Annotated in this window: 7 protein-coding genes; 2 read left to right on the forward strand and 5 right to left on the reverse strand. The window is 73.3% G+C overall.

Translation table 11 applies throughout. The annotated features are described in order from the left end of the window. Window positions 1-38 precede the first annotated feature (38 nt). From malQ to MXD95_RS27460, 4 genes are all read right to left on the reverse strand, one after another. A complete protein-coding gene (gene malQ / locus MXD95_RS27445; RefSeq protein ID WP_250643656.1) occupies window positions 39-2,285 on the reverse strand; it encodes a 4-alpha-glucanotransferase in 2,247 nt (748 codons plus the stop codon). Between the two features lie 107 nt (window positions 2,286-2,392). After that, a complete protein-coding gene (locus MXD95_RS27450; RefSeq protein WP_250643657.1) occupies window positions 2,393-4,141 on the reverse strand; it encodes a HAMP domain-containing sensor histidine kinase in 1,749 nt (582 codons plus the stop codon). Window positions 4,142-4,326: 185 nt separating this feature from the next. Continuing rightward, window positions 4,327-5,064: a response regulator transcription factor gene (locus tag MXD95_RS27455; protein ID WP_250643640.1), complete on the reverse strand. Its 738-nt coding sequence runs from the start codon at window positions 5,062-5,064 to the stop codon at window positions 4,327-4,329. Between the two features lie 227 nt (window positions 5,065-5,291). Next, a complete protein-coding gene (locus MXD95_RS27460) occupies window positions 5,292-6,596 on the reverse strand; it encodes a mechanosensitive ion channel family protein (RefSeq protein ID WP_250643641.1) in 1,305 nt (434 codons plus the stop codon). 493 nt (window positions 6,597-7,089) lie between these two features. Here MXD95_RS27460 and MXD95_RS27465 point away from each other — a divergent pair, with 493 nt between their 5' ends. Further along, the gene (locus MXD95_RS27465) at window positions 7,090-7,605 is read left to right on the forward strand and encodes an HNH endonuclease (protein ID WP_250643642.1); all 516 of its coding nucleotides are present in this window, start codon (window positions 7,090-7,092) and stop codon (window positions 7,603-7,605) included. Window positions 7,606-7,717: 112 nt separating this feature from the next. Further along, a complete protein-coding gene (locus MXD95_RS27470; RefSeq protein ID WP_250643643.1) occupies window positions 7,718-9,400 on the forward strand; it encodes an SDR family oxidoreductase in 1,683 nt (560 codons plus the stop codon). A gap of 111 nt (window positions 9,401-9,511) precedes the next feature. Here the strand turns inward: MXD95_RS27470 and MXD95_RS27475 are convergent, their stop codons facing one another. Next, a complete protein-coding gene (locus MXD95_RS27475; protein ID WP_250643644.1) occupies window positions 9,512-11,764 on the reverse strand; it encodes an ATP-binding SpoIIE family protein phosphatase in 2,253 nt (750 codons plus the stop codon). Window positions 11,765-12,112: the final 348 nt, after the last annotated feature.

A 12,112-nucleotide genomic window follows, 5' to 3' on the forward strand; every position in this document is an offset into this window, starting at 1 on the left:
CAGCGAAGGTTACCGGGAAGTGGTGCCAGGGTCCTCCGTCAGGGGTGCCGTTGGTCCCCCGCCGGAGGGTGAGTTCCGACTCTTCCCACCACGGGCTCACGAACCCCGCCAGCGGCGGACGTCTGACCGTCGGCACCGGGCGGGTCCCCGACCCGGACCTGGTTGAGCAACGCGGCCAGCCGGGCCACCGCCGGCTCGTCGCGCAGCCGTTCGATCGTCACCTCACATCCCCCCCCGTCGCGCACCGGCAGCCGCCAGTTCGGGTACGCGTCGGTAGTGCCGGGCAGGTTCGGCTGATGCCGATCACCGAGCGCGTCGCCGGGCGCGGCGAGCACGACCTGGCATGGCGAGCGGACGAGCAGCCTGTGCAGCCCCAGGACGTAGGCGTCGAGCTCCGTCGAGCCGTCGGCGACCAGGCCCTCGGCGCGCAACAGGCCGAGCAGGGCGTCCCGCTCGGTCCGCCAGGCGTCCGTCTCGGCCTGTTCGGAGCGGCCGAGCAGGCCAAGCCTCGCCCGCAGGCGCACATGCTCGCCTTCCAGGTACCCGGCTGCCGTCGGGAGGTCGTGCGTGGTGATGCTGGCCATCGTGGCGGGCCGGTAGCGTGCCGGCGGCAGTGGGGCGCCGTTCGTATCCTGCTCGAACCAGACCACCGAGGAGCCCAGGACGCCAGCGCGGTCCAGCGTCGTCACCACCGACGGTTCGACGGTGCCCAGGTCCTCGCCGACGACGAGCGCGTCGGCCTTCGCCGCTTCCAGTGCGATCAGCCCGAGCATGGCGGCCGCGTCGTAGCGGACGTAGGTGCCGTGGGCGGCGTCGGCGCCCTTCGGGATCCACCACAGCCGGAACAGGCCGAGGATGTGGTCGACCCGCAGCCCGCCCCCGCGGCGCAGCACCGCGGCGACCATCTGCCGCAGCGGCGCGTACCCGGCGTCGGCGAGCGCCCGCGGGCGCCATGGTGGCAGGCCCCAGTCCTGCCCCTGTTGGTTGAAGGTGTCCGGCGGGGCGCCGACGGTCGCCTCGACGGCGAGGACATCCTGCAGCGCCCAGGCGTCGGCGCCGCCGGGATCGACCCCGACGGCCAGGTCATGCACGATGCCCGCGGCCATCCCGGCGGTGCGGGCCGCGGCCTGCGCGGCGGCGAGCTGGTCGTCGCAGCGGCGCTGCAGCCAGGTGTGGAAGGCGATCCGCTCGGCGAGTTCGACGCGGACCGCGGCCACGGCGGGGGTGTCCGGGCGGGCGAACCGTGTCGGCCACGCCCGCCAGTCCGGCCCGTGCCGTTCGGCGAGCGCGCACCAGGTGGCGAAGTTTTCGAGATCCACGTCCTCGGCCACGCCAGCAGCCCCGGCCACGCCAGCATTCCCGGCCTGCGGCGCGTCCCCGGCCGCGACCGACCTCACCTCGAACAGCAGCTCCAAGGCCGCGAGCTTGGCGTTCCACACAGCGTCCCGGTCAAGCAGGCCCGCAGGGCGGCTGTCACGGCGGGCCCGGGCCGCCAGCTCGTCGACGGCGGCCCGAGTGGCGGCGTCCGCCCGCGTGTATTCGGGGGTGGCTTCGGGCCGCAGGTACAGCGGCGCGGCGAAACGCCGGCTGACCGGCGAATACGGCGAGTTCGCCACCGGCAGGGTCGGCGCCGCCGCGTGCAGCGGGTTGACCAGCAGCACGTCGGCGCCGGCCGCCCCGGACCAACCGGCGAGCTCGGCGAGGTCGCCGTAGTCGCCCATGCCCCAGCTCCGCACCGAGCGCAGCGCGTAGAGCTGGACCATCCAGCCCCAGGCCCGCCAGTGCGGTCCTCGGCTACGCAGCGTCGCGGGCCCGGGCACGACGGCCGGCACCGCGACGACCGGGCAGCGCAGCTGTCGGCTCCCGGCGGTGACGTGGAGGGTGTGGTCGCCCAGCGGAAGGCCGCCGGGCAGGGTGATCGGCCGTGCCGCCCACGGATCCCCGTCGAGCCTGCGGCGCTCACTCTCGTCGCCGGGAGGGTCCAGTCGGACGCGGGTGCCAGCCTCGAGCCTCAGCTCGGCCTGGACGTCGGCGCCGACCGGCAGATGCAGCACGATCGGCTCCGGCCTCGCCGCGGACACCACCACGCAGGACGGCAGCTGCCGACGCCAGCGCGCCTCGTGCAGGTGGTCGAGTGCGGCGGCCGGGTCAGCCGGGTCGACGCCCAGCAGCTCCAGCACGGCGCGGACGGTGTCCGGAGCGATCCGCACCAGGCGATGCTCGGCGTCGGTGTACTCGACGGCCACGCCGCACGCGTCGGCCAGCGCGGCGAGATCGGCGGGCATGACCGGCCGGTCGGGTTCGGCCGAAACAGCGGGGGCAGCGGTGGCAGGGAGGGTGGGCGGCCGGGAGACCGTGCCGTCTGGGCTCACACCGGTGTCGTCGTCTGGGCTCACACCGAAGGATTCTCGCCGCGGCCCGCCCTGGCGTCGCCCTCGCGGGCAAGCCCGGGCGGCTCGGCAGGCACGGCAGGCGGTGACGGGGAGGGCGGTCGGCTCCACGGGGAGACCGACGCCGGCCCGTCGTCCAGGGGCGTCCAGGCGACGGCTGGGCCCAGGGCTGGCAGCCCTGACGCGGGCAGACCCGAGGCCGCCGGGCCGGAAGCCGGCGGGCCGGAAGCCGGCGGGCCGGAAGCTGGCGGGCCGGAAGCTGGCGAAGGTGGTGTGGACAAGTCCGGCGCGACGGGGACCGGCGCCGAGACCGGTGGGGCGAACGTGTCGTCCTGGAAGTCGTGGATCGGGCCGGGGCCGGCGGGAGGCAGCCACATGCGCAGCAGTGCACCGCCACCGGGGGCGGCCTCGGCCCGTACCCAGCCGCCATGGGTGGCTACGGCGTCCGCGACGATCGCCAGGCCAAGACCCGAGCCGGGCAGCCCGCGGGCGGAGGTGGCCCGGTAGAAGCGGTCGAAGACCTGGGCTCGGTCCTCCGACGCGATGCCGGGGCCCTCGTCGATCACAGTGACCTCCGTGCCCCGGCAGCGGATCCGCACAACCGATGTTGGCGGGGAGAACTTCACCGCGTTGTCCAGGAGGTTCGTCACGGCCCGCTCCAGCAGGTTCGCCCGACCATCGATGGCATGCCCGGCGCCGCCGGTGATGACGGGGCCGAGCGTCGAGCCGCCGCCCGAGCCGGCAGTGGCGGTGGGGGCGGCACCAGCCCCGTCGATCTCCACCTCGATGAGGATGCCCTTGCCGTTGGCCCGTCGCCGGGCGCGCTCGGCGGCGGCGCGGACGATGTCGGCAAGGTCGAGCCGCTCCGCCTCCTCGGCGGGCATCTCGTCCCGGGCGAGCTCGACCAGCTCGCTGACCAGTCCGGACAGCTCGCGCATCTGGGCGTCCACATCGCGCAGCAGGGCCTGCCGGTCGGCCGCGGGCAGCGGGCGGTGCGGGTTGGCCTCGGACCGCAGCAGCAGCTCGATGTTGGTCCGCAGGCTGGTCAGCGGGGTGCGCAGCTCGTGACTCGCGTCGTCGACGAGTTGGCGCTGGCGGGCCCGGGAGGCCTCCAGCGCGCGCAGCATGCTGTTGAGGCTCTCCGCCAGTCGGGCGATCTCGTCGGTGCCGATGACCGGGATCAGCGCGGACAGGTTCTGGGTACGGGCGACCTCCTCGGCGGCGGCGGCCGCGGCATCGACCGGTTTGAGCGCGGCCCGGGCGACGATCCGCCCGGCCAGTGCCGACCCCACGACCCCGACCACGCCGACGACGAGCAGCACCAGACCGAGGTCGCGCAGGGTCCGGTCGACATCGGTGGTGGGCCGGGCCAGCTGCAGTGCCGCGGCCACCGCCGGACGCTGCAGCGGCACGGTGACCAGTCGGTAGGACTGGCCGTTCACCGTGATGGTGCGCAGGTTCTGCGTGCGCTGCCCGCGGGCGACCTCGGCGTCGGCCGCGCTTACCGGGATCCGCACCCGGTTCCACGGTGAGACCGCGTTCTCCAGCGGGTTGCCGGCGGCGTCGAGGAACTGGCCTTCCAGTCCGAAGCTGAACGCCTGCACGCCGCTGCCCAGCGCGTTGGTCTGGATCGTGTCCGCCGACGCCTGCGCCTGCTCGACGAGCTGGTCGTCGATGGCGTTGTTCAGCACGATGCTGGTCGCGCCGAGCGAGACACCGGCGACCACGGCGACGGCCGCGGCCACCGCCATCCCGACCAGCAGCGCGAGCCTGGCCCGCAGGGTCAGGCGCCCCAGCGGCGAGGACGGCCGCAACGAGGACGGCCGCAGGGACGAGGGACGCAGCGACGAGGTCTGACCGGCGCCAAGGACGAACGGCCGGCCCCAGGCCGGTACCGCGGCCGGAGAGGGGGCGGCGCCCGGGGTGGGCGCCGCCCTCACGTGCGCTCCCCCGCCGGCTCACGCAGGACGTAGCCCACGCCGCGCACGGTGTGCAGCAGCCGGGGTTCGCCGCCGGCCTCCAGCTTGCGGCGCAGGTAGCTCACGAAGACCTCAAGCGAGTTCGACGTGGGGCCGAAGTCGTACCCCCAGACCCGTTCCATGATCGTCGAGCGGGACAGCACCTGGCGTGGATGGCCGAGAAAGAGCTCCAGCAGCTCGAACTCGGTCTTGGTCAGGGTCAGTTCCCGCTGCCCACGGCTGACCTGCCGGCTGGCCTCGTCGAGGGTGACATCGGAATAGGACAGGACGCTGCCTGGCCGGCCGCCCGCGGACCCGGCCCCGCCGGGCGCGACCCCCGCCGCTCGGGCCGCCAGCGCCGCCCGGCGGATCAGCGCCCGCAGCCGGGCGAACAGTTCCTCGAGGGCGAACGGTTTGACGAGGTAGTCGTCCGCGCCGACGTCCAGCCCACTGACCCGGTCAGCCAGGCCGTCGCGCGCGGTGAGCATGAGCACGGGGACGTCGTCTCCGCGGGCGCGCAGTTGGCGGCAGGTCTCGAGCCCGTCCATGCGGGGCATCATGACGTCGAGAATGACGATGTCGGGGCGGTCACGGCCGACCGTGTCGAGCGCGTCCAGCCCGTCGACGGCGGCCGACACCTCGTAGCCCTCGAACCGCAGCGAACGCTCCAGGGATTCCCGCACGGCCGCGTCGTCATCGACCACCAGTACTCGCACGTACCCAGTCTGCCCCCACAGCCCGGCCCTACGGCGATCCGCCGGTCCGTCTCAGCAACACCTTTCGCGGTCTTCAGTCAGGCTTCAGCCGCGACCTCCGTTTCGGCCCAGTCCGGACGGGTCGGGCCGGAACGGGTCGGGCCGGAACGGGTCGGGCCGGAACGGGTCGGGCCGGAACGGGTCGGGCCGGAACGGGTCGGGCCGGACGGGCCGCAGGCTGGCCCGGGTCAGGCAGATCCCGTGCGTGACGTGCTGGGCGGGTCGATCCTCGGGCGGGGGACGTCGTCGCCGATGTCGACCCCGACGGAACCCGTGGAACCTCCGGCCTGCGGCATATCGTCGTCCTCGCTCGTGGCCGCCGCGTCGTCCTCGTCGTCATCGTCGACCATGACGACCTCGCTGCGCTGGACGGAGCCAAGCGCGATGCCCTCGACGCTGAGCGCGTTGCGCACCCGTTCACGCAGCTCCCGGGCCACCTCCCACTGCTTGAGCGGCTGGGTCTTGATCGCCACGCGCATGGTGTAACCGTCCGCGGTCATCGTCTCCATGCCCCACACCTCGGGCGCGTCGAGGATGACGGCGGACCACTTGGCGTCCGACCAGAGGCCCGCCGCGGTGCGGGCGAGCACCTCCTTGGCCGCGTCGACCTCGGTGTCGTAGTCCAACGGGACGTCGAGCACGGTACGTGCCCACTGCTGGCTCTTGTTCCCGATCCGGGTGATCTCGCCATTGCGGACATACCAGACCGTGCCCTCGACATCACGCAGACGGGTCATGCGCAGGCTGACCGCCTCGACGGTGCCCGACACCGGGCCGACGTCGATGACGTCGCCGACGCCGTACTGGTCCTCGAGAAGCATGAACATCCCCGACAGGAAGTCGCGCACCAGGTTCTGCGCGCCGAATCCGACGGCGATTCCCAGCACCCCCGCGCTGGCGACGATCGGGGCGAGATTGATACCGAGCTCGCCGAGGATGCTCAGAAACGCCAACCCGAACACGAATACCGAGGTCACGCTGCGCAGCAGGGAACCGACCGTGGCCGCTCGCTGGCGGCGCCTTTCCATCAGCACGGTCGGGTCGCCGAAGGCGCCGAGCAGTGTTCCCGCCATGCCCCCACGGAACAGGCCGCCGGCGCCTCCGGAGCCGGCCCGCTCCGACGTCCGGCGAATGAACCGGTGCAGCATCGCGCGCACGACGAACGCGATCACCAGGATGAGGATGATCCGGATGGGAGTTCCGAGGAAAACCTCGGCGCCCGAGGCCAGATAGTTGCTATGGGTGACGTTGTAGACCGTGCGGCACAGCAGCCCCGGGCTGGTGCCGCAGGCGTCCCGCATGGCGTTCGCGACCGTCTCGAGGGAAACGAGCGGATCCGTGCTGGTCGACGGGGTCGGCGTGGGCGGCGGGGTGGTGCCCACCGAGGCCGACATGCCGGCGGCGGGGCTGGGCGAGGCGGACAGCAGCAGATCCAGCCCCGGGAGGAGCGAGGCGGCCAGCGGGGACGAGGCGGGCGTCACGACGTGGGTCAACCTTCCTGTGCCGATCTGACGAGTACCGATCTGACGAGTACCGAGCTGACGTGCGCCGAGCTGACAGGTGCCGATCAGGTTCGTCCTCAGGGGGCCGCCCGGGGGCGGCGGGGGCGGCAGGGGCGGTGGCGGCGGTGGCGCGTCCGGCTCCTCGGCCCGACGCGCCCGCGGCCAGGGGCGGCGATCAGCGATCAGTCTTGCCGATGGCGATCGCCCGCCGGTGCCCCACCCCCTGTGTCGCCGCTTGGCAGCAACCTGGCCACCATCGAGACCACGCCCGACAAACGATCGACGCTAAGTAACCAACAGGGGGCGCGATGATCGCCGGAGAGTGACAAAGACCACCAGGTATGTGCAGCGCCACGGCACGAAAGCTGATGACCATGCAAACACGCTCGCGTTCTGCCGCCGAAGACGGTTGACTGTCCATTGTCACCGGAGACGCTGTGCAGATCGGCCCGCGAAGGGCCCTCGGTGGGCAGGAGGTCGGCGCGTGGCTGAGGCGCTGGTTCTCAATGCCACGTACGAGCCTCTGTGCGTGGTGTCGCAAAGGCGCGCGCTTGTCCTGGTGCTGACGGAGAAGGCCGTGATGGTCGAGTCCGCCGGCCAGGCCCTTCGGTCCGCGGCAACGTCGGTCGACGTTCCGATCGTGGTGCGGTTAGCCCGGTTCGTCCGGGTGCCCTACCGCTCGCAGGTGCCGCTGACCCGCAAGGGTGTGCTGGCTCGCGACCACCACCGCTGCGTCTACTGCAACGCACCGGCGACGTCGCTGGACCACGTGATTCCCCGTTCCCGCGGGGGTCTGCACGTATGGGAGAACGTCGTGGCGGCCTGCGGTCGCTGCAACCATGTCAAAGCCGACCGGGCTGTCGCCGATCTCGGCTGGCGGCTTCGCACGGCGCCTCGAGCGCCGAGCGGAGCCGCCTGGCGCATTCTGGGCTCCCGCCGGATGGATCCCCGCTGGTCGGCCTATCTGAGCGCGGAAGTCACCGAGGCCGCCTCGGCCTGACAACAACTGGCAGGAGGCCCGCCCAGTCCTCGTGCCAGCCGGCCCCGTGCCGTTCGCCGGAGCCCAGCTCCAGCCTGGGATTTCCCGACCTGGCTCGGGGCAGGTAGCCTGCGTGCGCATTCTGGTGACCGGCGCGACCGGGTACATCGGCGGCCGGCTGTCCCCGCGGCTCCTCGACCGTGGCCACGACGTTCGCGCGATGACCCGCGACCCGGCCCGCCTGCGGGACGTTCCCTGGGCGGCGCGGGCCGAGGTCGTCCGCGCTGACGCCCGCGAGCCGCGGAGCCTGCGCCCGGCGCTGGCCGGCGTGGACGTCGCCTACTACCTCATCCACTCGATCGACGGCGGCGGCGACTTCACCAGGGTGGATCGGGCGGCCGCGACCGCCTTCGCCGCCGCCTGCCGCGCTGCCGGGGTGCGGCGCATCGTCTACCTCGGTGGCCTCGGTCCTGCCACCGGCAGCGGCAGCGGCGGGGAGGACGGGGACGGCTCCGGCAGCGCGGACGGAGCACGGGGACTGTCGGCGCATCTGAGCTCCCGGCACGAGGTGGCCCGCATCCTGCTGGACGGGGGCGTGCCCACGGTCGTCCTACGGGCAGCAGTGATCATCGGCAGCGGCAGTGCCTCGTTCGAGATGCTCCGCCACCTCACCGAGCGCCTTCCGGCGATGCTCACCCCACGGTGGGTGCGCACCCACATCCAGCCGATCGCCGTCCGCGACGTGCTGCACTATCTGATCGGCGCGCTCGAGGTACCGGCCGATGTCCACGGCTCGTTTGACATCGGCGGGCCGGACGTACTGACCTACGCCGAGATGATGCAGCGCTTCGCCGCGGTCGAGGGACTGCGCCCGCGCTTGATCATCCCCGTCCCCGTGCTCTCCCCCGGACTGTCGTCCCTGTGGGTGGGGGTGATCACTCCAGTGCCCAAGGGCATCGCCCGGCCACTGGTGCGCTCGCTGCGCACCGAGGTGGTCGTCCGTGACGGCGGTGCCGTCCGGCGGCTCATCCCGGACCCGCCGGACGGCCTGATGCCCTTCGACGCCGCCGTCACCCATGCGCTCGCCCGCGTCCGCGCACGCGGTGTGGAGACCCGCTGGTCGACCGCGGTCTGGCCGGTCCGCGCCTCGGGTACGTCCGAGGGCGGGGCGACCGGGGCGAGCGGCGCCTTCCCGCCGGGAGAGCCCGCGCCCACCGACCCGCAGTGGAGTGGCGGGGCCCTGTTCGTGGACGAGCGAGAGAGCACGGTCGACGCCGCCCCGGCGCGGCTGTGGGAGGTCATCGAGGGTATCGGCGGGGACAACGGCTGGTACTCGTGGCCGTTGGCCTGGTCGGCCCGTGGCTGGCTGGACACCCTGCTCGGCGGGGTCGGCGCACGGCGCGGCCGGCGCGACCCGGCGTCGGTGCACGTCGGGGAGGCGTTGGATTTCTGGCGGGTTGAGGAGATCGAGCCCGGACTGCTGCTGCGGCTGCGCGCCGAGATGAAGCTCCCCGGCGACGCCTGGCTGGAGCTGTGGGCCCTGCCCGGCACGGACAGCAGCACGGCCAGCACGGCCAGCACGGCCAGCACGGCCAGCACAACCGATGACGCAAGCACAGCGGGCGCCTCGGGAACGACGGGTGCCCTTGGAACGGTGGTCTATCGGCAGCGAGCGGTGTTCCGGCCGCGCGGGCTCTCGGGCCAGCTCTACTGGTGGTCGGTCAGCCCGTTCCATGCTGTCGTGTTCGGCGGCATGCTCCGCAACATCGTCCGCGCGGCCGAGTCCCCCACCACCCCGGACCACCCCACCTGGTAGATGCCCCGGGAAGATCGTCGCTGCTGGCGGCCGACGACACACACCGTCACCACGCGGAGCCGGCCCGATGTGCCTGCCGACGCGAGGGAGACGGCCGCCGAACGTGGTTGGTCAGGGCCGGCCGCGTCCCTGTGGCGGAGGGCCACCGCCCGGACCGGCGCCACCGGTCCCGCCAGGTAGGCCGGGCAGCCTGGGCAGGCCGTCGCCGGAGCCACCCGAAAGCCCACCGCCGAGTGGCGGCGGGCCCGGGCCGCCGGATTCGGCCGGGAGCTCGATGTCGAACCAGACCCGCTTGCCGTTCGCCGTGGTCTCCACCCCCCAGGCCATCGACAGGGCCTCCACCAACAGCAGACCCCAGCCCGACTCGGGATCCGGCCGGTTGGAGGCGGCCGCTCCTGGCCGCGGAAGGTGGGCGCCTTCACGGTCCTCGACACTCACCCTCAGCCGGCCGGGCTCCAGGGAGGCGCGCAGGATCAGGTCGCTGCGCGCGTGCAGGACCGCATTCGTCACGACTTCACTGACCAGCAGGGTCACATCGTCGACGGCGGCGATGCCGTAGTCGAGCAGGACGGCCCGGATCGCCGTGCGGGCCTGCCCGGAGGAGGCGGCGACCGCGGGCAGGGCCAGTTCCAGCAGTGGCGGGTTCACGGCGAGCGTGGTCAGGACCACCAGCGCCGTGTCGTCGTCGGTGCGGACGGGCAGGTCGGCGGCGAGCAGGCAGCGTTCGAGCAGCGAGCGCGCGGTCTCCTGGGCGGGGCCCTCGCCGGTGCCGGCGACGACGTCCGGGCCGAACCAGCTCCGCACGGCGAACGAGCCGCCGCGGGCCCGCCGACGGCGCTCGACGCCGTCGGGCAGGCGCTGCCCGCCGCCGCGCCGGTCCCGGCCACTGCGGCGGTCGGGCATCCCGGGCGGCGGCCCCTGCGACGGGCCGGGGGCTCGGCGGTCCACCCAGCGCTCGGGGTGCGTCCCGTCCTGCGCCGTGGCAGCGGCCTCGGCCTCGTATTCGGCCTGGGCCTCGCGGGTGGCAGCGGCCTTGGCGCGCTGCTCGATCAGCCCGCGGCGCAGGTTGTGCAGCCCGTCGGACACGGGGCGCCGACGTGACTCGACCAGGCCGTCGGTGAACATCACCAGCGCGGAGCCGGGCGGGAGGGTCACCCTGGTCTCGCTGAAGTCGGCGCAGTCGCCCTCGCCCACCCCGAGCGGGAGGCCGGGTTCGAGCACCAGGTAGTCGGGATCCTCGTCGGGCAGTACCACCAGCGGCGCCAGGTGACCGGCGTTGGCGACGACCGCACGTCCGGTGTGCCGGTCGTACACCGCGTACATGCAGGTCGCGAGCTGCAGACCGGGGAGCAGTTCGACGACCCGGTCCAGGCGGGTCAGTACCTCCGCTGGCGACCAGTCCTCGAGCGCGTAGGCACGCAGGGCCGCCCGCAGCTGGCCCATCACCGCTGCCGCCTGCAGGCCACGGCCCATCACGTCGCCGATCGCGATGCCGAAGCGGCCACCGGTCAGCGGGATGATGTCGTAGAAGTCGCCGCCGACCTCGGTTCCGGCCGTCCCCGGGCGGTATTCCATCGCGATCTCGACGCCGTCGAGCGCCGGGGGGTTCGCCGGCAGCAGGGAGCGCTGCAGGGTCAGCGCCGACTCCTGGGCCTCCCGAAAGCGCAGCGCGTTGCGCAGCGCCAGCGAGCCGAGCCGGGCCAGACCCTCGAGCAGGGCGATCTCGTCATTGTGATAGTCGCCCTCGGGCCGGCCAACGGTGAGCACGCCGATGACCTCCCCGCCGGCGGCCAGCGGGACGTGCACCGTTGGCCCGTCCCGCAACTGAAGGGTGCGCTGGTAACCCGACCTGCTCGGGGGGATCCGCAGATCACGCAGCACGCGCAGGTGGGGCAGGCAGACGGTCTGCCCGGTGCGGAGCACGAGTCCCGGGGGGAGATCGTCGTCGATGGACGGCGGGCGGGCCGAGATCATGGCTCGCAGCGTCTGATCGACCCTCAGGTCGAGGGCACCCGACGCACTCAGGTGCGGAATGTCGCCTTCCAGCGTCCACACCAGGCTGACCGCGCCCAGATGGGGCAGCACCAGATCGGCGAGCAGACGGACGACCCGGTCCGGATCAAGCGATTCGGCGAGCAGCATGCTCGCATCCGCGAGGAAGCTCGCGGGGACGCCGGCGGACCTGCCAGCGGGTTGACCGGGATCGGCGCCGTGGCCCCGCGTGGCACGGCGAACCGCTTCGGCGAGGCGCCGGGCGGCCCGCACGCCGGGAGTGGCCGGCCGGCCTCCCGACAGCCTGGACCAGCCTGCCGGCGCCGCACCCGCAGCCTCGTCCACCCTGTCCGCACCGGCGGCGTCGGGCATCTCTGACCGATCCCGGGGCGCCAGGTCGGACGTCGAGGTTGGTTCTACCCGCCCCCGACGGTTCCCGACTCCCGGGACCGAGCCGTAACGGCCAGTCACCTGGTCCACCCGGGGAAGTCTAGTTGCGTAACCTGATATCGCGCATCGCGAGAGAGTCGACCCCACCCGGCACCGGAGCCCCATCCTGCGCGCTTCGCCCGTCTCGCCGCGCTTTTCCAGGCGCTCTCGCCCAAGAGCCGGACCGGCCGCGACCGGGGCTGGAATGATCGGATGGATGCGTTCGGCCGTCCGCCGCGCGCCGGGCATCCCGGGCGGGCCCGGCCAGGATGGAGCGGATGTGGACACGTC

Origin of the sequence: Frankia sp. AiPa1 (genome assembly GCF_023243075.1) — a bacterium.
Classification (GTDB): domain Bacteria; phylum Actinomycetota; class Actinomycetes; order Frankiales; family Frankiaceae; genus Frankia.